19 protein-coding genes and 1 pseudogene are annotated in these 20,688 nt (G+C 54.4%); 5 read left to right on the top strand and 15 right to left on the bottom strand.

The window, feature by feature from the left end; genetic code table 11:
• Positions 1 to 52 precede the first annotated feature (52 nt).
• The 8 genes and pseudogenes from DXB00_RS10010 to gap form a co-directional block, all read right to left on the bottom strand.
• Positions 53 to 631, bottom strand: coding sequence for a flavin reductase family protein (locus tag DXB00_RS10010; protein ID WP_117490031.1), 579 nt, complete (start codon positions 629 to 631; stop codon positions 53 to 55).
• A gap of 57 nt (positions 632 to 688) precedes the next feature.
• Entirely contained in the window at positions 689 to 1,879 is a 1,191-nt protein-coding gene (locus DXB00_RS10005) for an AfsR/SARP family transcriptional regulator (protein WP_119214843.1), read from the bottom strand.
• 280 nt (positions 1,880 to 2,159) lie between these two features.
• On the bottom strand, positions 2,160 to 2,408 hold the full coding sequence (locus DXB00_RS18225) for a zinc-ribbon domain-containing protein (protein ID WP_119214842.1): 249 nt from the start codon (positions 2,406 to 2,408) through the stop codon (positions 2,160 to 2,162).
• The gene (locus DXB00_RS18220; protein WP_442861371.1) at positions 2,409 to 2,546 is read right to left on the bottom strand and encodes a zinc-ribbon domain-containing protein; all 138 of its coding nucleotides are present in this window, start codon (positions 2,544 to 2,546) and stop codon (positions 2,409 to 2,411) included. It abuts the gene before it with no gap.
• A 140-nt stretch (positions 2,547 to 2,686) separates the two neighbouring features.
• Positions 2,687 to 2,887: pseudogene (locus tag DXB00_RS18215) on the bottom strand (zinc-ribbon domain-containing protein); the annotation flags it as partial.
• A 363-nt stretch (positions 2,888 to 3,250) separates the two neighbouring features.
• A complete protein-coding gene (locus DXB00_RS09990) occupies positions 3,251 to 4,027 on the bottom strand; it encodes a sulfite exporter TauE/SafE family protein (protein ID WP_118480637.1) in 777 nt (258 codons plus the stop codon).
• Position 4,028: 1 nt separating this feature from the next.
• Positions 4,029 to 4,463: a MarR family winged helix-turn-helix transcriptional regulator gene (locus DXB00_RS09985; RefSeq protein WP_118480639.1), complete on the bottom strand. Its 435-nt coding sequence runs from the start codon at positions 4,461 to 4,463 to the stop codon at positions 4,029 to 4,031.
• A gap of 150 nt (positions 4,464 to 4,613) precedes the next feature.
• Complete coding sequence (gap, locus tag DXB00_RS09980) at positions 4,614 to 5,642, bottom strand: type I glyceraldehyde-3-phosphate dehydrogenase (protein WP_110435898.1); 1,029 nt, start codon at positions 5,640 to 5,642, stop codon at positions 4,614 to 4,616.
• A 392-nt stretch (positions 5,643 to 6,034) separates the two neighbouring features.
• Between gap and DXB00_RS09975 the strand changes: the two genes are divergently transcribed.
• On the top strand, positions 6,035 to 7,114 hold the full coding sequence (locus tag DXB00_RS09975) for a sensor histidine kinase (protein ID WP_158578360.1): 1,080 nt from the start codon (positions 6,035 to 6,037) through the stop codon (positions 7,112 to 7,114).
• Between the two features lie 50 nt (positions 7,115 to 7,164).
• Here the strand turns inward: DXB00_RS09975 and DXB00_RS09970 are convergent, their stop codons facing one another.
• The 4 genes from DXB00_RS09970 to DXB00_RS18205 form a co-directional block, all read right to left on the bottom strand.
• Positions 7,165 to 7,482, bottom strand: coding sequence for a hypothetical protein (locus DXB00_RS09970; protein ID WP_118730016.1), 318 nt, complete (start codon positions 7,480 to 7,482; stop codon positions 7,165 to 7,167).
• A 165-nt stretch (positions 7,483 to 7,647) separates the two neighbouring features.
• Positions 7,648 to 8,439, bottom strand: coding sequence for an S-layer homology domain-containing protein (locus DXB00_RS09965; protein ID WP_158581296.1), 792 nt, complete (start codon positions 8,437 to 8,439; stop codon positions 7,648 to 7,650).
• Between the two features lie 274 nt (positions 8,440 to 8,713).
• A complete protein-coding gene (locus DXB00_RS18210) occupies positions 8,714 to 9,220 on the bottom strand; it encodes a hypothetical protein (protein ID WP_442861370.1) in 507 nt (168 codons plus the stop codon).
• Positions 9,217 to 9,855: an iron-containing alcohol dehydrogenase gene (locus DXB00_RS18205; RefSeq protein WP_442861369.1), complete on the bottom strand. Its 639-nt coding sequence runs from the start codon at positions 9,853 to 9,855 to the stop codon at positions 9,217 to 9,219. The genes DXB00_RS18210 and DXB00_RS18205 overlap by 4 nt, the downstream gene beginning before the upstream one ends.
• A 1,481-nt stretch (positions 9,856 to 11,336) precedes the next feature.
• Here DXB00_RS18205 and DXB00_RS09955 point away from each other — a divergent pair.
• Positions 11,337 to 11,687, top strand: coding sequence for an LPS biosynthesis protein (locus DXB00_RS09955; RefSeq protein ID WP_181967716.1), 351 nt, complete (start codon positions 11,337 to 11,339; stop codon positions 11,685 to 11,687).
• Positions 11,688 to 11,878: 191 nt separating this feature from the next.
• Here DXB00_RS09955 and DXB00_RS09950 read toward each other — a convergent pair whose 3' ends face one another.
• Entirely contained in the window at positions 11,879 to 12,793 is a 915-nt protein-coding gene (locus DXB00_RS09950) for a sugar phosphate isomerase/epimerase family protein (RefSeq protein ID WP_118286227.1), read from the bottom strand.
• A gap of 183 nt (positions 12,794 to 12,976) precedes the next feature.
• Between DXB00_RS09950 and DXB00_RS09945 the strand changes: the two genes are divergently transcribed.
• From DXB00_RS09945 to DXB00_RS09935, 3 genes are all read left to right on the top strand, one after another.
• Positions 12,977 to 13,843, top strand: coding sequence for an AraC family transcriptional regulator (locus DXB00_RS09945; RefSeq protein ID WP_110435903.1), 867 nt, complete (start codon positions 12,977 to 12,979; stop codon positions 13,841 to 13,843).
• 157 nt (positions 13,844 to 14,000) lie between these two features.
• Positions 14,001 to 15,389 carry an MATE family efflux transporter gene (locus tag DXB00_RS09940; RefSeq protein ID WP_119214840.1) on the top strand — a complete coding sequence of 463 codons (1,389 nt, stop codon included), beginning with the start codon at positions 14,001 to 14,003 and terminating at the stop codon, positions 15,387 to 15,389.
• Positions 15,390 to 15,658: 269 nt separating this feature from the next.
• Positions 15,659 to 15,901 (top strand): HPr family phosphocarrier protein, encoded by a 243-nt coding sequence (locus tag DXB00_RS09935; RefSeq protein WP_118361231.1) that lies wholly within the window; start codon positions 15,659 to 15,661, stop codon positions 15,899 to 15,901.
• Positions 15,902 to 16,200: 299 nt separating this feature from the next.
• Here DXB00_RS09935 and carB read toward each other — a convergent pair whose 3' ends face one another.
• Both carB and DXB00_RS09925 read right to left on the bottom strand, forming a co-directional pair.
• The gene (gene carB / locus DXB00_RS09930; RefSeq protein ID WP_119214839.1) at positions 16,201 to 19,386 is read right to left on the bottom strand and encodes a carbamoyl-phosphate synthase large subunit; all 3,186 of its coding nucleotides are present in this window, start codon (positions 19,384 to 19,386) and stop codon (positions 16,201 to 16,203) included.
• Positions 19,386 to 20,480: a carbamoyl phosphate synthase small subunit gene (locus tag DXB00_RS09925; protein ID WP_119214838.1), complete on the bottom strand. Its 1,095-nt coding sequence runs from the start codon at positions 20,478 to 20,480 to the stop codon at positions 19,386 to 19,388. The genes carB and DXB00_RS09925 overlap by 1 nt, the downstream gene beginning before the upstream one ends.
• Positions 20,481 to 20,688: the final 208 nt, after the last annotated feature.

The following is a 20,688-nucleotide window of genomic DNA, read 5'->3' as shown; positions in this document are numbered from 1 at the left end:
TCCTTAAATTCCGATTTGATATTTCAGCCAATAGTATGCAGTTGAAAACGCCTTACTTCTTCCTCTTTTTCTTCTTCTGCACGCTGTATCCGAACTTGCCGAGATACTTGCCGAGCGCAAAATACTCGCCGTGGGAGTACATAATCAGGTTCGCATCGTTGATATGAAACCGGTCGTTTTCGTCCAGATATTCGTCATCAACCGTCACGCCGACCACCTCGGCGATGAACATGGTATGGCTGCCGAGTGCGCGGCTCTCGGTGACGCGGCAGGCGATGTTGACCGGGCTTTCCGCGATAGCGGGTGCGCTGACATGCTCGACCGGCATGGGCGTCAGACCGGTTTTCGCAAATTTATCCACATCACGGCCGCTGACAACGCCGCAGTAGTCGCACGCGCGCGCCAGCTTTTCGGTGGTGAGATTGATGACAAATTCACCGGTTTTCTCGATAATATCGTAAGAATACCGTGACGGACGGACCGAAATCGACACCATCGGCGGGTTGGTGCAGATCGTACCGGCCCACGCTACCGTGATGATGTTGGGACGGTGCGCTTCATCGGCAACGCTGACCATCACCGCCGGAACGGGATTGAGCATGTTGCCGGGCTTCCAGCTTTGTTTACCCATGTTTATCTCCTTTATTGTGCGCGGGATAGACGGCACGCAGTTGTTTTGAAAGTCCGATTACGTCAGCGGCTGCACCGTATAGCGGAGCCGTGCGGGCGAGTGCGGATACCGACGGTAAAACGCGCTTACCAGTCGGTCGGCGACCATGCGGCTGTTTTCGTAATTCGCCTGCGGCAGCAGGATGATATACTGCGAAATGCTGCATCGAGCGATCACATCGCCGCGGCGCAGATTGTTCTGGACAAGCACTTGCAGATTGTTCATTGCGGGGTCCAGACTGCGGCGTGCAAGCATTTCGCCGTCCTTGCCGGAGACCGACAGCAGGCAGATATTCGCTGAATGGCCGTTTCGTGCGATCGAACGGGCTTCGGAACGGTACAGAATCTTGAAAAAGTCGTATTCGCATACCATGGCGCCGCCGTGCGGCGCAGGCTCCGCAAGCTGAGAGCAAACCTCGTCCATGGTCAGTGTGCGGTCGTTTACGGTGCGTGTTGCCTGACGATACAGCGTGCGCAGCGTCTCGGACGGCATAACGCCGAAATGCGCAAACAGCAGCTCGCTCATTTCCTCGTAGACCGACATAGTGCCCTTCATATCGCCGGTGCGGAGCAGACCACGCATGAGGTGCTCATACAGGTCCTCCTGATACGGCTCAATATGAATCGCCTGATGGCACAGCGCAACGGCTTCGGCGGTGCGTTCCTGCTTTTCAAGCAGTTCGATCGCCCCGGCTGCCGCACGGGTGTACAGGCTGTGATAGTAGGCCACGATTGGAATAGTCCAGATTTCATCGGTCATGCGAGGAAGCGGATCGCCGGCATACAGCGCCAGTGCAGCCTGATACTCTGCCAGACGGATATCGTCGTCTTCGGCGGCTTCGGCGGCATGAAAATGCGCCTCGAAGTCCTCGGTATCGAGGGAAAGCGGTATAACGTTGTTCCAGAAGTATCGGCCTGCTTTGCGGCGGATGAGCAGGCGGCCAAGTCCCGGCTGCAGTTTGTCCAGCGCGGTGCGAATGCGGTGAAAGATTGATTTGAGCGCATTTCCGGGATCCGCACTTTTATCGCCGTTGCTCCAGTATAGATGGATCAGCTCCTCCTGTGCGAACGAGCGGCCGTGGTTATACAGCATATAGGCCAACAGTGACCATACCCGGCGGGAGCGGTCGTCGCTGTCGGAAATGGTGCGGTCGCCGTATCGAAGGGTAAACTGCCCGAGCATCTGCACTTGTAATGTAGGTCCGTTCATCTTTGCTCCCCACCTTTGTATGATGTGTTCGCAGATTGACGCGTATGACCGCTTACAAAGTCATACGGCATATATTAAAAATATACCACGAAACCGGCAAAAATGCAAACCGGAGAACAGGGAACAGCGGAGTTCCTGCAGGTGCAGCCGCAGATTTGAGGGAGAACTGCCGTTGAGAAGCGAGCGCATAAAATAACATAGTATATGGATTGATTCTGAGGAAAATACGAAAATGCAGCATGATTTACACTAAAAAGAACGTACGTTCTTTATTGAATGTTCAATTCACTCTGTATGGATAGGAGCAAGGGCAGGGTAGCAGCTTGCAGACAATACGCTCTGCTTGGACGCCGACCGGAACAATATGGACAGCCATCCCCGCGAATCCGCTTGCTGATGAAACTCTGTCAGACATGTCCCTTCTCGCATCGCCACTCATGGCCTTTTCACATTTCCACCCAAATTTCCTATTGGATTGCCCTGCTATCTCACTGGGCAAAAGCGGCAAATTCTTTGTGGGGTGCCAGATTCAAATAAGCGCAGGCTCCGGCGGCCTCACCAAGCCGCATCGCGTCCCAGTTCTCGGATGACAGATGGGGCATCTGCTTTTTCGAGAATTGGTGCGGGAACAGATGGCTGCTTTCCAAACATGTCCTTCCGAACAGATCCAGTATACTTTTTTTCAGAGCCGGGCACTACATCATAAGGTGTCAGAGGGGAATTTAACGCAGAATGCCACTCCGCGGCAATTTCCGGCCGGAGCACTGCCAGGCAGTTTTTCTCATACGCCTGAAGATTGGCACAGAACGGACAGTTGGAACGGCGCTTGGTCCTATTAGCGATCGTTGCTCGATACTCCTGCTGACATTTTGGACAGTGCCACCAAACTTTTCGAGGTGAACCGCTGAATACAGTATCAGGCTTGTCGGCGTTGCGGGTGCTCCACTCCAACGCGATTGCAGGATATTCTACCGCCAGAGTGCGTTTCTTTCGCTCATGAAAATACATTTGATTAATTGCATATTGATCCCGCCGGTGATGAAAATCGAGCGGCTGTAAATCAAGATAGCAAAATACAGAGGCGATCATTTGGTCAAGATGCCTGTCCTGCTCATCAAACCGATACAGAATTTTCGTCTTCTGCAATACAACCGGCTCAGCCAGCTCCCGGCTGTCACAGATCCGAAGCACCTGATATCCCGCATCTCGCAGGGCGCGGTCTTTCCGTTCTGCCCTCTCTCTGGCCGCCATACTGCTGTGATAATAGTACCCATCATGTTCCAGCACCAATTTGTGTTCAGGCAAAAAAATATCCATATTCTCAATTTTCAACTGAAAAACCCCTTTCCGACAGAGCGGAAAGGGGTTTGTTTATGCGATTTTGGAGAATAACATAACAGCAAGGCCGAGCACGACAAGAATCACGCCGGTGGCGCGGTTGAGCGTTTTCGGGCTGGCCTTATTGGCGAACACGGCAGCGATGCGTGCCCACACGAGCGTGAAGATCACGCACAGAGCCCAGATCAGCGGGTCAGGCATTCCGCCAATGGCGAAGTGCGAGGCCGCGCCTGTGAGCGCTGTGAACGTCATAATGAACACGCTGGTGCCGACGGCGGTTTTCAGCTCGTAGCCGAGCACCGAGGTCAGGATGAGCAGCATCATCATGCCGCCGCCCGCGCCGATGAAGCCGCAGATAAACCCGATCAGCACGCCGCAGACAATGGACTGCACAGCTCGTTTGCGCGCGGACACGTTCATCATCGCCTCTTTGGTGGTCATGACCGGACGGACGATGAATTTTACGCCGAGCAGGAACGTCATAAACACCGAGAAGCTGCCCATCGTTCGCGAGGGGAGCAGGCTGGCGATATAGCTGCCGACCACGGTGAATACAAGCACGCTGAGCATTATCAGCAGGCCGTTTTTGACATCCAGATTTTTGTTTTTGCCGTAGGTATAGGCCGAAACGGCGCTCGCCAGTACGTCAGACGAGAGCGCGATGCCGACCGCCATATACGGGTCCATGTGCAGAAAGGTGATGAGAATGGGGCTGATAACGGCGGCGGCGCTCATGCCCGCGAAGCCGGTGCCGAGGCCAGCGCCCATGCCGGCGAAAAACGTGACGAGCACGGTGAAAAGCATCGTCATATCAGCGCACCTCCTGCAAGAGCTGGTCGAGATTGCGGTCGATGACACCGACGGCATCGCCAAACGCCTGCCGCTGTTCATCACTCATGCCGGAGAGCAGACGGTCGATGAACTGCGCCTGCAATGCGCGGCCGCGGTCGATGATGGGAAGCGCCTTGTCGGTACATATCAGACGGGTCTTGCGGCGGTCGCCGGGGATGCTCTCGCGGCGCAGATAGCCCTCTTCGACCAGCCGGTTGACGTTGACTGATACGAGGTTCGCCTTGATCCGGCGCAGCTCCACGATGTCGCTGGCGGTGTCATGGCCGGGGTTGTTGGCAAGGAACAGCAGGATGTCAAACGCCGTCTGTGTCAGCTTGAGTTCGCGGCACAGCGGTCGGCACATTGCGCTGTATGCCAGATCGGTCTTGTGCGTAAATTCCATATAGGGATTCATGTATATCACCTGCTTCAAAAATAGATAGTCTAAATTTGAACTAAGTATAGCATGATATGCCTGTGCCGTCAAGCCGGAGAGAAAGAAAAAAGCTCTTGTTCCGAAGAACAAGAGCTTTTTGAAAACATTTTATACGCCAGTGGGCAGCAATTACTTGTTGTCAACCTCTGCCATGTGCTCGATGAGCATCAGCAGCTTGTTGGAGTAGCCCCACTCGTTGTCGTACCAGGAAACAACCTTTACGAAGGTGTCGGTCAGGTAAACGCCAGCGTTAGCGTCGAAAATGGAGGTGCGCTCGTCGCCCAGGAAGTCAGAAGATACAACAGCATCCTCGGTGTAGCCCAGAACGCCCTTCAGGCCGCCCTCAGACAGCGGCTTCTCGGAAGCAGCCTTCATAGCAGCGCAGATGTCTTCCTTGGTAGCCGGCTTAGCCAGGTTAGCAGTCAGGTCAACAACGGAAACGTCCAGGGTCGGTACACGCATGGAGATACCGGTCAGCTTGCCGTTCAGCTTCGGGTAAACCTTGCCTACAGCCTTTGCAGCGCCAGTGGTGGACGGGATGATGTTGCCGCAAGCAGCACGGCCGCCGCGCCAGTCCTTCTTGGACGGGCCGTCAACAACCTTCTGAGTGCCGGTTGCAGAGTGTACGGTGGTCATCAGGCCCTCGGTGATGCCGAATGCCTCGTCCAGTACCTTAGCGATCGGAGCCAGGCAGTTGGTGGTGCAGGATGCGTTGGATACGAAGGTCATATCCTTGGTGTAAGTGTTCTGGTTAACGCCCATTACGAACATCGGGGTGTCGTCCTTGGACGGAGCAGACATGATAACCTTCTTAGCACCGCCATCGATGTGAGCCTGTGCCTTCTCCTTGGTCAGGAATACGCCGGTAGACTCTACAACGTAGTCAGCGCCAACCTTGCCCCACGGAATGTTCTTCGGGTCCATCTCTGCAAAGAACTGAACCTTCTTGCCATCAACGGTGATGGAGTTGTCATCATACTCGATGGTGCCGTCGTAACGACCGTGCATGGTGTCATACTTGAGCATGTATGCCATGTAGTCCGGAGTCATGAACGGATCGTTTACCGCTACGAACTCAATGTTCGGGTTCTTCAGACCAGCGCGGAAAACCATACGGCCGATACGGCCAAAGCCATTGATACCTACTTTGATACCCATTTTACAGTGTTCCTCCTAAATGTTTTGATGAAGTTCTCTGTTGATGTTATTATTATACACTAAATGCGCAGTTTGCCGCAAGGTGTAATATTTGTGATTTTCTTGTCATTCTGCCCGGTATTTTTGTATAATTTTCTTTGCAATGACAGTAGCGGCAGTGGTATAATAAACACATCGTACAAAATATGGGGATTCGGTTTGTATAATCCCCCGATTTTCGGGATGAGAAAAGCACAGCGCGCGCCGTGCTGTTTTTTCACATCCGCGAAGACAGAGATTAGTATGCCAAATACCGCGCAGCATATACCGGACGCAGGAAAACACGATCGAGAATGACAGCAGCTTTCCCACAGTACAAAGGTAAAATTACACGGTGTTTTGGGAGGATAATGATGGAAGACGCATTTTTTTCGCAGCTGGACGGCAACGCAGTCCGTGAGCTGCTGCTGCGCACCGAGCTGCGGCATGCGGCGCTGTTCGCAGTGAGCGATACGCTGCGTATTGAGCGGTGCAGCGACGCGGCACAGCAGCTTTCCGGTCTGCACCCGATGGAGGAGCTGGATCCGTTCCTGAGCGGCAGCACGCGGAATATACTGCTCCGGTGCATAAATACACAGTCTGCCTGCACCGCAGAGGAGGACATCGACGGAACGGTCTACACGGTCGAAATGATCCCGCACCGCGGCGGTGCACTGCTGGCGTATCTGCGGCGCGACCGTGCCGCCTATGACGGCAGCCTGCGGGTCATTCAGGACAAAAGCTCGCGTTATCTGGGTGCTTTGATGGCCGAGGCCGAGCAGGTGGAGGATCCTGCACTGGCAGACGGGCTGCGGCGGCAGTGCATGCGGCTGTATCGGCTGCTGACGCACTCGGATTTACTGCACGACCCTCTGCTGACCGAGCAGCTTTCTCTGCGGCGCTGCGACCTGTCAGCGCTCTGCCGCGATGCTGTACAGCAGGCTGAGACGCATGCGCCTGCGGGCAGTGCAAAATTCATCGTACAGGTGCCGGAGCACGCAGACGCGCTCATTGACGCGAGACTGGTGCGTACGGCAATCTATAACCTGCTGACAAACGCGCTGCGCGTAACACCGGAGGACGGCGAAATCACGGTTTCGCTGACCGATACGCGGGATTTTGTGACGATTGCGGTTGCCGATACCGGTCCGGGACTGGATCCGGCGAAGTTCGATGACCTGCTTTCCGGCTGGCGGCGCACCACCTCGATGGACGATTACCGGGCGCTCGTGCGCGGCGGCACACCGCTTGGTCTTGGCCTGCCGCTCGTCAATCAAATCGCGCAGGCGCACGGCGGACGGCTGCTGCTCACGCAGAGAGAGGGCGGCGGCAGCGTGCTGCACCTGTGTCTGGCGCATTTGCCGCATACGCTCGAGGATGACCTGTTCCGCGCACCGACTATCATCGAGGACGGTTATACCGTCGAAGAAATTGAATTTTCCATCATGGAATGAAATAAAACAGCCTCAGAGGCGTGCAAAAATCACGCTCTGAGGCTGTTCTCTTATGTGTTGTCGGGAGAGGTGTACGAACCGCGGTAGACCTTAATGGACTCCGGCAGCCAATGCCCATCCGCAGGCTTCTGAATTTCGGTGATGGTGTACGTCAAACCGCGGTATTTGGCGTATACGATGGAGGTTTCGCTGTCGTAAACGGCGATTTTGGTGCCGTCAGGCATGGTTTTCTGCCAGACAGTGAGTTCATCGTCCGGCGTGCTGCTGACAAAAAGCAGGCCGCCGGCCGGCATATAGCTGATGTTTAGACTTGCAGCCAGTACGCACAGCAGCGGAACGATCAGCAGGAATGCAATGCGTTTTTTCATAGAGCCGTCACCTCTTTCGCGGAAGCTGTCTCTCGGTATCTGCACTATAGCAGATAAAACGTATTTTTACAATTCGCGTTTTGACTGAAAACTGTGACGTGAAATTGATGTCCCAAAGACATAGAAAAACCACCTGTTATCAGTGATAACAGGTGGTTTTGCACATTATTTGATCTGCTGAGACAGGTTGTACAGCACCTGTGCCAGCTCAACCGACTTAATCTGTCCCTTGGGATTGAATGCGCCGTGATTGTCGCCGTTCATCAGTTTGCTGGTCTGACAGAACGCAACGGCATCCTTCGCCCACGGAGCGATCGAAGAAGCATCGGTAAACGCGGTATTCACACTCGTATCAGTCGAAACCGTAATCTTTCCGGCCTTTTCGAGCAGCGCGATGTAGCGCTGCAGCACTGCCGCGAACTCCTGACGGGAGATGGAGTCATAGGGACGCAGGTAGTGCTGACTGTCGCCGGTCATAATGCCGGATTCAAAGCAGAACGAAGCGCCATCACGGTAAAGCTCGGGGATTTCGGCGTAATCGGGCGCTTCCTTAACAGCCATGCCCGCATAGGATGCAGTTAGTTCCGGGTCAACGAGCTTTGCACTGTTGTAAATCGCTTCGGCAACCGTGCAGCGGTTTTCCGCCGGATTGAACCACGGGAAATATTCTTTACCGTCGATATGACCCGCCGGCAACATGATGTTGTTCTCAATCACATAGCGGACTGCGGGCGTGAACCACGAGTTCTCCGGCAGCTCGTATTTCTGCTCGAACTCGGCATTGGTCAGGTCCTTGTCGTTCCTGGTGTAAAGGTTGTTTTCCTGCTCATCGGCGGTCTGTGTGGCGGATACGGTGGTATCAACGTTATCCGGAAGGTCGGCAGCGAGCGCGGTGGTGCTTATGGAGAGTGCCGTTGCACCGGTGAGGAAAAATGCCATTACCTGTTGAAATTTCATAGAGTGTACCTCCTTGTCTGCGGCAGAGCCGCAAGCTAATAGATGTATGACGTATATCATACTCTGTGACTATTATAGCATGATCTGGCGGCAATACAAGCAGTGTAACACAGATGTAACGCAAACGACACAAAGTCGTCCGAAAGTTCCGCCCGTTGGTTGAAACTTTCTCCCTCCCAAAGTCAAAAAGTCAGCGCTATCGCGCGAAAATGTGTTAGCAACTGCCGTTATCGAAAAAAGAGCGGACCAATCGGTCCGCTCTCAGCGTATTCGCTTAAATGCTTTCGGTGATGATGTCCATAATCTCCTCGCGGGACAGCGTGCGCGGATCGACACGGAACAGAGCGCCCATGGTGCTTGCTGCGTTGTCAGCGAGTTCGCCTGCATCCTCCGGCTTTACACCGTAGTCGGACAGGCGCAGCTTGTCCACGCCGCACGCCTGCTGCAGCTCAGCCAGCGCAGCGAGAAAATCGCCGTCCGCACGTCCGAGTGCGTGTGCAATGGCCTGCAGGCGGTCAGCCGAGGTGTCCTTGAAGCGGCTCCAGTATGCCTTGGACAGCATGATCAGACCCGCGCCGTGCGGCAGATCGGGATGGAATGCGCTCAGCGCATGCTCGATGGCGTGCTCGCCGCTGCAGCTCGACAGCGTTTCGACAAAACCTGCCAGCGTGTTTGCCAGTGCCACATCCGCGCGTGCATCGGCGTTGCCGCCGTTCTTAACAGCCGTTGCCAGCGATTTGCCAATCAGCGTAATTGCCTGCAGCGCGAACATGTCGCTCATCGGGCTTGCAGTCTTAGCCAGATAGCCTTCGGCCGCATGGAAGAATGCGTCAAAGCCTGGTATGCCGTCAGATGCGGCGGAACGGTCATCATAAAGTCCGGATCGACGATCGAAATGGTCGGGAAGCATTTCTCACCGCCGCCGCCGATCTTTTCCTCACCGTTGGTGATAACTGTGAACGGGTCAGCCTCCGTGCCCGTGCCTGCGGTCGTCGGAATGGCAACAATCGGCAGTCCGGCATTGACCATGCGCTTGCCGCCGCCCGTGCCGCCGTGAATGTAGTCCCACCAGTCGCCGTCGTTGGTCGCCATAATGGCAACCGCCTTGGCCGTGTCGATGGACGAGCCGCCGCCGAGACCGACAACAAATGCAATGTTCTGCTCACGGCAGAGCGCAGCGCACTCGCGCACACCCTCGATCGTCGGGTTCGGCTGTACCTTGTTGTATACCATGGTCGGGTGACCGGCTTCCGCCAGCGTATCCGCCACCTTGGCCACATAACCCAGTTTGGTGGTGGAGGTGCCGCCGGTGATGATCAGACCCGTGCCCTGCGGCAGACGTACCTTGGCCAGACGCTTGACCGATCCGGCACCGAAAAATAAGCGTGTCGGCATATAAAAGCTAAAGTTTTCCACTGCAATAGCCTCCTTTTGGGATTAGTAGTTAGTGATTAGAAATTAGAGTGAAGAGCTCCTACCAAGTGGGAGTTAAGACAATACCACATAATTGAACAAGAGTGGTTTGCAAATAAATTTTGCGGTGTTGCCTTAAGTAATGTCCTCACGTTGCATGGACGGCCAATGACCGCCCCTGCGATGCAGATGGTGCAGTTCAGAAAGTAACGGTGTGCCGAGGACGTTGCACCCTACGGTAAAGATTACTGATAATTGTAACTCGGAGGTGTCATCCGTTATATCCAGACCAGCGAGTTGCGCGACATACCCGTGCCGCGCCCGCGCGGCGTCAGCGCAGATTCCGCTCGCTTCGCAAGCCCTAACACTTTTATTATACCAAATTCCACACTTGGAGAAAAGAGCCAAATCACCGAAATGAACGGCTTTTTGTTGTGCAATATGCAGTCTAAAAAGTCGTAAAAAACGCTTGACGTTGTGCAATATTGATGATATTATAATGACACAGAAAAGATAAAGGCAAACACCAAAGGCAAAGTAAAACAGGGGTTTTACTCCAAAAGGCGCAAACCTTCATCTAATCTGAAGGATGTCAATCCGGTTTGATACCCACGAAAGAGGTGAGTCCAATGGTATCAGAAGAGGCATCTTACCAGTTCGCGGGACTCGCCGCGGCGCTGTGACCGAAACGATCAAGGTGATAGCTGAAAAAATGAGCGAGTTCCAATTCCACAATTTGAACCGCCTGAAAAGCGCGATCGGCTTCTAAGCAAAGGTAACAACAACGGTAACTTTGGGGAAGCTATCCTCGTGAATTTAACTATCCGTACATGGCATACTAAGACAGTCAAGCGGATCGAGGCAGCAGGAAAGTAAGGTTCATACATGACAGAACCCTGATATTTGATGCGCCGGCGAACAAAACGAAGTATCTTACGATACCTGCCGGATGCTGCACCCGCCGATGGGCATACTGATGAGTATCTGCAGCATAGACATACCGTATCGGAACGAGATAATATCAAAGTCCGAGTAAAATCCGGTTCGACAAGGCAGGCTGTATCACATCTTCCGCCGAGCAGTGACGCATCACCCACTGGAAATAGAGTTCCCGAATGTAGGAAAGGCAACCAAACGGATTATGTAGTTTGTGCAGTAAACGAACCTTAGCCGGGCGGTTCCGCGAACGTAAGATCGAAAGATGCCGAAAAAACAACCGAATACCAATCCAAATGCGATGGGAAATATCCTGTCGGGAAAAGAGGATCTATGGAGATTTGGAAGTAAAAGCCCTCGTTCATGTGTCTGTGAATGAGGGCTTTATTTTGTCCTTTTTTGTCAATGGCAAAATAGATAAAATGAGTGTTGAAAATCTGTATAACTGCACGAAAACACGGTTTTGGATAAAGTTGCTTTGACGAAACTGTCAAAACTCTGCTATGATGGAAATGCAATACAGTGCAATATATAGAGGAGCGATACTTATGAAAATAGACGGAAACGAGCTGGCCATCCTGCAGAACGACCTTGACCGCGAGGGCAAGAAGGAAGAAGCGCTCAAGATCAAGCTGGAATTTCTGCGTCAGGTGCGCGAATCAGGTGACCACTGCCCGTGTAAGGAGGCGTGCCGCCATCACGGCAACTGCTTCGAGTGCGTGACTATCCACCGCGGACACCGCGACCATTTGCCGATGTGCCTGTGGGATATGGTAAACGAGCGGCTGGCGGCTCTCAGCCACATGACCGAAGGCACGCTGCGCGCCTACGAGGACCGCAAGGCCGCGGAAGGCACCGAGTGCGGTGACTGTTCCGACTGTCCCGGCTGCGGAGAATAAAAATATAACGGACAAACCAAAGCGGTTTGTCCGTTTTTATCTGCCGATAAGTGCATATGGCGCAAAGCCAATCAATTTGCGCGGCAGCGTGCGTTCCATTCCGCTTGTCGGCTGAAATGACGTTTTGTGACAGTATGCAAAAAGGACTTGAGTGAAAACTCAAGTCCTTTTGTGTATTCAGGAAGTATTCTTTACAGCAGCTCGTGCTTAATGCGGTCGAGTGCCTCTGGAGCCTGCTGATCCATCTTCTCCGGGAAGCCGAAGTAGGATACGCAGATGATATTGTCGCCGCCAACCTTCGGTGCGTCCGGCTTCAGCTGCTTGTTTGCGAAGTCCATCTCACGCAGGGTCTCGAAGATGCCGTCGAAATCAACCTCGCCTTCACCCATAGCGGTGTGCTGATGGATGGTGTAGTCAGCACGGCCGCGCTGGTTCAGCCAGGGCGGATTTACGATGTAGCGGCAGTCCTTGGTCTGGTTCCAGGTGTCAGCCAGAAGAACGTGGGTCAGCTCATCGCCGGCGTACTTCAGCATGTGGCGAACGTCGCCCTTGCCCTGATCGTAGAAGAAGCCGTGGGATGCGGAGTAAACGTAGCCCAGGTTCTTGGAACGGAAGGACTTAACGATGTCGCAGGCCTCGTCGTTCAGCTCTACGAAGTCATACGGATGAGACTGGCACTCTACGCGGATGCCCTCACGCTCGATAATCGGGAGAAGCTCCTCCATAGACTTGAAGAACATGCCGTTGCAGATCTCCTGCTGGTTCGGGTCGCCGGAGAACTCGGTATTGATGACCGGTACACCCATGTCAACCGCGATTTCGATCATGCGCTTCCAGTTTGCAACTGCGTGCTGGCGCTGCTCCTCGGTCGGACCGGACCAGCGGTAAACAACGATGAAAGAGGAAATCTCTACACCGGTCTCCTTGAGAGCCTGCTTGTACTCCTGCTGGCACTCCTTGGAGAACAGCGGGTGCTTGTAGAACGGGTTAATGCGCGGATGCGGGGACTGCTCGATGTACTTGTAGCCCCAGTCAGCTACCTTGTGAACATAATCGTTGATGGACATCTGCTTGGCAAGAACGTCAACGTCAAATGCGATTTTCATAAGAATGATCCTCCTTGTCTGTTTGCCATATCAAGGGTGGCTTCCCTGTTTGATGGCTCTATTATAAAGCGTTTCTGCCGTCTTGCCAATGATACAAATCACCCTAAACCTGCGAAATCCTGCTATTCGCTATTGCATCAAACGGATACTTCTGATAGGATAGAGGCAAGGAGAGTGACCGCTATGCTGATTCCCGAATTAGGTGTCCATCAGACCTCGGAACGGTACTTTTTTACGCCGTCTTCGCTTGCAAAGGAGCTTTTTTATTACCCGACGCGGCTCGGACATTACTTCTGCAGCAGCCGGTATTCTTTCAATCATCGGTCGGAAATCGCCCTGCAGGGTGATCACAACCAAAATATCATGCTGTTTTTTGTGCATGATGGCGCAATGGAGCTGACGCTGAACGGTACGCCTGCCATCGCCGGCGCCGGACAGATTGTGCTGTTCGACTGCCGTGAGCCATACAGCTATGCCGCCTCGGACGGACTGGAGTTCACCTGGCTGCTGTTCAACGGCCTGAATGCCCGCGCATTCTATCAGAAAATCCTGCAGGCACGCGGCCGCAGGGCATTTTCGCCGGCCGCACCGGCGGAGATTGCGCAAATGCTGGATTCTCTGCGGAGCGCCTGCGCCGAGGACGCGCGGCTGAGCGAGGCACGGTGCTCACAGCTGATCCACAGGCTGCTGTGCCTGCTCCTGCTGGACGAGACCACCGAGAGCACCGCAGGCGGCGACCGTATTGCACAGGCCATCCGCTATATGAACCGGCATTTGTTCGAGCCGATCGGCGTGCAGGACGCGGCAGCAGCCGTCAGCCTGAGTCCGTCGCATTTCTCACGGCAGTTCAAGGCGCGGACCGGCTATTCACCGTATGAGTATATCGTGCTGCGCCGCATTGATAAGGCGAAGTATATGCTGGCGTCCACCGAATTGTCGGTCAAAGAAATCGCCTACGCGACCGGCTACAACAGCGAGGAGAATTTCATTCACAGCTTCCGCAAGAACGTCGGCGTTGCACCGGGAATCTTTCGGAAGTATCCGGTCTAACCGCTTGACAAGTGTGAAAAACGCTGATAAAATAAAGCGGTCGAGTAGCAGAAGTGCGTAAATCCAGATGGATTTACGCACTTTTTTCTTTTGTGCAAAAGACAGGTTGTGGCAGCTTTCCGTAAAGACTCCGAAAATCCAATCAGGAGGTTTCGATATGGATCGGAACAAGGCAGAAAAACGAATGGCGACCGCGCCGGTAGGACGGCTCATGCTGCAGATGGGCACACCGATGATACTATCCATGATGCTGCAGGCGGTCTACAACATTGTGGACAGCTATTTTGTGGCAAACATGGCGGAAAAAGGTGAAATCGCGGTCAACGCGCTGACACTTGCGTTTCCGGTGCAGATGATGATGGTCGCCGTCGGCATCGGCACCGGTGTCGGCGCAAATGCGCTTATCGCACGCGCGCTTGGTCAGGGTGACCGAGAGAAGGCGGGAGCAGCGGCAGGCAATGCGCTGACGCTCATAGGAATTATTTATGCGGTGTGCCTGCTGTTCGGCGCGTTCGGTGCGGGTGCGTACATCGGCTCGCAGACGAGCGACCCGACCGCTCTGGCGATGGGCAGTCAGTACCTGCGCATCTGCTGTATGGCCTCGTTCGGCATTCTGTTCTTCTCGGTGTTTGAGAAAACCCTGCAGGCGACCGGTCGTTCGCTTTATTCTACAATCGCACAGGTGACAGGCGCACTGACGAACATCGTGCTTGACCCGATCATGATCTACGGTCTGCTCGGCTGTCCGAAACTGGGCGTGGCAGGTGCGGCATGGGCGACCGTGCTCGGTCAGATTGCGTCTCTGGCTCTGGCGGCCGTGTTCCATTTCCGGCTGAACAGGGAACTGCCGTTCAGCCGCAAGGCTCTGTGCCTGCGCCGCAGTATCGTCGGCGAGATTTACTCCATCGGCGTACCGGCCATCATAGCACAGGGTGCGATGAGCGTGATGAATTATTGTGTCAATCTGATTTTCGGCAGTCTGGACAGTTCGTATGTCACCGCTTATGGCATTGTGTACAAAATTCAGCAGTTCGTTTTGTTCGCGGCGTTCGGTCTGCGTGACGCAATTACGCCGATTGTGTCGTTCAGCTACGGCATGCAGAACACGAAACGCATCCGCGAGGGCGTGCGCTGCGGTCTGATGTACACCATTGTTCTCATGCTGGTTTGCACTGCGGCTGTAGAAATTCTGGCGCAGCCGCTGGCAGGTATTTTCTCACTGTCCGCAGGCACGATGGGCTTGTGCGTGACCGGTCTGCGCGTGCTGGCGGTCAGCTTTGTATTCGCAGGTGCAAACATTGCCATACAGGGCGTGTTCCAGGCCACCGAGGGCGGTGTGCAGTCGCTGCTCGTGTCGCTGCTGCGCCAGCTGATCTTTGTACTGCCGGCGGCATGGCTGTTCGCGCACCTGCTGCCGGCCGGCGTGTGGCTGGCGTTCCCCATCGCGGAGGTGCTGACCGCAGTAATCGCCGCCGTGCTGTTGCTGCATACCGCAGGGAAAGGCCGCCTGTCACAGCGGGATCACGCTGTTTCACTGGACAAGTAAAATCCTGCCTGACAAAACATACGATTTTTTGTACAGCTTTTTGTCGCTTCTCACGAATCATCCGATTGAGAGACTCAACACTGTGCACAAACATACAGTCTATAATCTGTGAATAGTGCCTAAATAATTGAGAAATTGTGCTTATGTTAAGCGAAAAACGCTGAAAAATGAGAAAATCTACAAAAACCTCTTTTCTTTCTGCTGTTTTATGCTATAATGAAACTAACATAAAAGGGTTTCACGAAGTACAATCTCAGGAGGTAGTTATTATGACCAGAGGTATCCGTGTAAAGAATACGGACGACATTCAGAAGATCAACAAGATCGTAACTCGTTACGGTTTTGATATTTGGATTCACGGCAAGAGCGGTATGGTAGACGCAAAGAGCCTGCTCGGTATGTTCCTACTGTCCCTGAACGAGCCGCTTCAGATCGTTCTCGAGGACGATGTTGATCCGACCGCCCTGTTCAAGGATCTTGAGGATTACCTGGAGATCGACGACGAGGACTAATTTTTCTCGTACAACAGCATAATAAAAAGCAGTCGATTTTGGGCACCCTCTACAAAGAAGATACCCCAAGACAGCTTTTGCATCTCAATTTAACATTTTTCGGAACGGTGTAGTCTTATTGACTGCACCGTTTCTGTTTTCTTACGCTATACAAGAGACTAAAATGATTTTTCCATTTCCTTTGCGCGTTTCCGGATGCTGTTCATACGGCGCATCTACTCCGGCGGATTATAAAACCCGAAGGGAGAAACTTCTTTACGAAGTTCCTCCCTTCGGGTTTCTGTTTTATTTCACTGCAATCAGATGGTGTTGATATCAACCATTTCGCAGTTTTCAATCTTAATATCGCCCTCCAGGCAGCGCAGCAGCGCGGAAACCGTATCCATCGAGGTCAGGCACGGGATTGCACGCTCTACCGCGGTACGGCGGATGTGTACCGAGCCAAGCTCCGGATGACGGCCCTTGACCGAGGTAGCAACAACGTAGTCAATCTTGCCGGACTCGATCAGGTCGATGATGTTCGGGGACGGCTCATCCACATTGCGGATGGCGTTAGTGGCGACCATGTGACGGTTGAGCACGTTTGCGGTGCCGCTGGTAGCGTAAATATCAAAACCAAGAGCCTCGAAGCGCTCACCGATGCGGATTGCCTCCTGCTTGTCCGAATCACGGACCGAGATCAGGACAGCGCCCTTCTTCTTCATCTGGAAGCCTGCGCCGGTCAGACCCTTGAGCAGTGCCTCGCGGAAGGTCTTGGCAACACCCAGAACCTCGCCGGTGGACTTCATTTCAGGGCCAAGCTGGGTATCCAGATCACGCAGCTTCTGGAACGAGAATACCGGAACCTTGACCGCATAGTGGTCGCTTTCCGGATGCAGACCGGTGCCGCAGCCCATGTCCTTCAGTTTTTCACCGAACATGCAGCGGGTAGCCAGATCGACCATCGGCACGCCGGTAACCTTGGAGATGTACGGCACGGTACGGGACGAACGCGGGTTTACCTCGATAACGTAAATCTGATCATTGTACAGCACGAACTGGATGTTGACCAGACCGAGAACAGCGAGGTTCTTTGCCAGAGATTCGGTATACTTAACGAGGGTGTCCTTGTGCTTCTGCTCGATGTTGATGGACGGATAGATGGAAATGGAGTCGCCGGAGTGAACGCCTGCGCGCTCGAAGTGCTCCATGATACCCGGGATGAGGATGTCGTCGCCGTCGCAGATGGCATCGACCTCGATCTCGCGGCCCATCATGTACTTATCGACCAGAACCGGGTTCTCGACCTTGTTGCGGGTGATAACCTGCATGAACTCGCGGACATCGGCCTCCTTGTAGGCAATTTCCATGCCCTGACCGCCCAGAACGTAGGACGGACGAACGAGAACCGGATAGCCAAGCTCGTCGGCTGCCTTGACAGCCTCTTCCTCGGTCATAACCGTATGGCCTGCCGGACGCGGGATACCGCACTTTTCCAGGATAACGTCGAACTTTTCACGGTCCTCAGCGGCGTCGATCGACCATGCCGGCGTGCCGAGGATCGGAACGCCCAGCTTCTCAAGGTGCGCCGCAAGGTTGATGGCGGTCTGACCGCCGAACTGTACGATTGCATAATCCGGCTTCTCTGCCTCAACAACACCGGTAACGTCCTCGGGCGTCAGCGGCTCGAAGTACAGACGGTCAGCGGTATCAAAGTCAGTGGAAACAGTCTCCGGGTTGTTGTTGATGATAACGGTCTCGCAGCCGAGTTTCTGCAGTGCCCAGACAGCGTGAACCGAGCAGTAGTCGAACTCGATGCCCTGACCGATACGGATCGGGCCGGAACCAAGTACCAGAACCTTCTTCTTGCCGGACGGAGGTGCAACCTCGGTCTCCTCATCATAGGTGGAGTAGTAATACGGGGTCTCTGCCTCGAACTCGGCGGCGCAGGTATCAACCATCTTGTATACCGGCAGACGCTTAACATCCGAAATGTCCTTGCCGGACAGCTGCTCGATGGTCTTGTCGAGGAAGCCCATCTTCTTGGCGCGGATGTACAGATCGGAGTCGATCTTGTCAGCTGCAGCCAGTTCCTTCTCCATGTCGATGATGTTCTGGAACTTGTGCAGGAAGAACACGTCCATTGTGGTGATGTCGTGAATCTCCTCAATGGTCATGATGCCGCGGCGCAGAGCCTCGCAGATGTGGAACAGACGCTGGTCGTCCGTGCGGGACACGCCCTTCTTAATCTCGGCGTCAGACTGCTTCTGGATGTGCGGGGCGATCATGCTGTCCAGCTTGATCTCACAGCCGCGGACAGCCTTCATCAGTGCGCCCTCAAAGCTGTTGTCGATGGCCATAACCTCGCCGGTGGCCTTCATCTGGGTGCCGAGGGTGTTGTCCGCGTAAACGAACTTGTCAAACGGCCAGCGCGGGAACTTGACAACGCAGTAGTCGAGCGTCGGCTCGAAGCATGCCTTGGTCTTGCCGGTAACGGCGTTGGAGATCTCATCCAGACCATAGCCGACTGCAATCTTTGCGGTTACCTTTGCAATCGGGTAGCCGGTTGCCTTGGAAGCCAGTGCGGAGGAACGGGAAACACGCGGGTTTACCTCGATTACGGCGTACTCGAAGGATTCCGGGTTGAGCGCGTACTGCACGTTGCAGCCGCCCTCGATGCCCAGCTCGGTGATGATGTTGAGTGCGGAGGTGCGGAGCATCTGATACTCCTTGTCGCACAGGGTCTGCGACGGCGCAACTACGACAGAGTCGCCGGTGTGTACGCCGACCGGGTCGATGTTCTCCATGTTACAGATGGTGATGGCGTTGCCCTTGTGGTCGCGCATTACCTCGTACTCGATTTCCTTCCAGCCTGCGATGCACTTCTCGACCAGAATCTCGTCCACGCGGGAGTACATGATGCCGGAGGCTGCAATTTCGCGCAGCTGCTCCCAGGTGTAGGCAATGCCGCCGCCGGTGCCGCCGAGCGTGTACGCAGGACGGATGATGACCGGCAGACCGATCTCACGGGTGAAATCAACCGCATCCTCGACCGAGTGAACAACCTTGGAGGCAATGATCGGCTCACCGATCTTCTCCATGGTGTCCTTGAACATCTGGCGGTCCTCTGCCTTTGCGATGGTGGTCGGATTAGCGCCGAGCAGCTTTACGCCCATTTTATCGAGGAAACCGTTCTCGCACAGCTCCATGGCGAGGTTCAGACCGGTCTGACCGCCGAGGTTGGGCAGCAGAGAGTCCGGACGCTCCTTTTTGATGATCTCCTGAACGGCTTCGACGGTCATCGGCTCGATGTAAACCTTGTCCGCCATAGCCTTGTCGGTCATGATGGTTGCCGGGTTGGAGTTTACCAGAACAACCTCCAGACCCTCCTCGCGCAGTGCGCGGCACGCCTGCGTGCCTGCATAGTCGAACTCGGCAGCCTGACCGATAACGATCGGGCCGGAGCCCAGTACCATTACCTTATGAATATCCTTGCGCAGCGGCATTACTGAGCGCCTCCTTTCGACTTTTCGATATTTTCGATGAACTTATCAAACAGATACGAGGTATCCATCGGGCCGGGGCATACCTCCGGGTGATACTGAACGGTGAATACCGGACGGTCGATGTGCTCGAGACCCTCAACGGTGCCGTCGTTCAGGTTGACATAGCGCACGCGGGCAATCTGCGGGTCAACCGACTCGCCTACAACGGCATAGCCGTGGTTCTGAGAGGTGATGTAGGTGCGGTCCGCGTCGATGTCCTTTACCGGATGGTTGACACCGCGGTGGCCGTACTTCAGCTTGGTGGTCTTTGCGTCGATAGCCAGTGCCAGCAGCTGGTGGCCGAGGCAGATGCCGAAGATCGGCATGTCGGACTTCAGCAGCTCCTTGAGGTTTGCCACGATCTCAACGTTCTCCGCCGGATCGCCGGGGCCGTTGGACAGCATCACGCCGTCGTACTTGCCGACTACGTCCTCCGGCTTGGTGTACGCCGGAACAACGGTGACTTCGCAGCCGCGCTTGCACAGTTCGCGCTCAATGTTGTACTTTACGCCGTAATCGAACAGGGCAATGCGGTACTTGGTCTCACCGTCAGCGGGATAAACGATATTCTCGTCGCAGGTTACGGTCTTAACCGCATCCTTTACAACGTAAGCCTTCATTTCTGCGATGGTCTGCTCATCCGGCTCGAAGCCCTCGGTGTAAATAACACCGTTCATAACGCCTTCGCCGCGCAGCTTGCGAGTCAGTCGGCGGGTATCGATGCCGGCAAGGCCAACGACCTTCTGTGCCTTGAGGTACTCGTCGAGCGTTACCTTGCAGCGCCAGTTGGACGGGTATTCGCACATCTCGCGCATGATAAAGCCGGAAACCCAGCTTTTGCGGGACTCATAATCCTCAAAGTTGATGCCGTAGTTGCCGACGAGCGGGTAGGTCATGGTAACGACCTGACCGTAGTAGGACGGGTCGGTCAGAACCTCCTGATAGCCTGCCATGCCGGTGTTGAATACGACCTCACCGATGCTCTGTCCTTCGTAGCCGACTGCGGTACCCTCGAACAGAGTGCCGTCCGCCAGCAGTAAGTATGCTTTTTTCACTATATCCACACGCTCCTTAATTCTTCGATTGAAACCACGGTTTCAATCGAGGGGACATACCGCGCTGAAAGCGCGGATATGTCCAGAACTGCACAAAGTTCCGACGAGCGAAACTTTGCTCCGTACTTGTATAAAAACCTTGATACGTGCTCCAGGTTTTTATGAATTTGCAAGGCAAATTCTATTTTAATGCGCGCCGATGGCGCGG

Origin of the sequence: Butyricicoccus sp. OF10-2, assembly GCF_003481925.1 — a bacterium.
GTDB classification, from domain to species: domain Bacteria; phylum Bacillota; class Clostridia; order Oscillospirales; family Butyricicoccaceae; genus Agathobaculum; species Agathobaculum butyriciproducens.
This window is presented reverse-complemented; position numbering and strand designations above follow the sequence as displayed.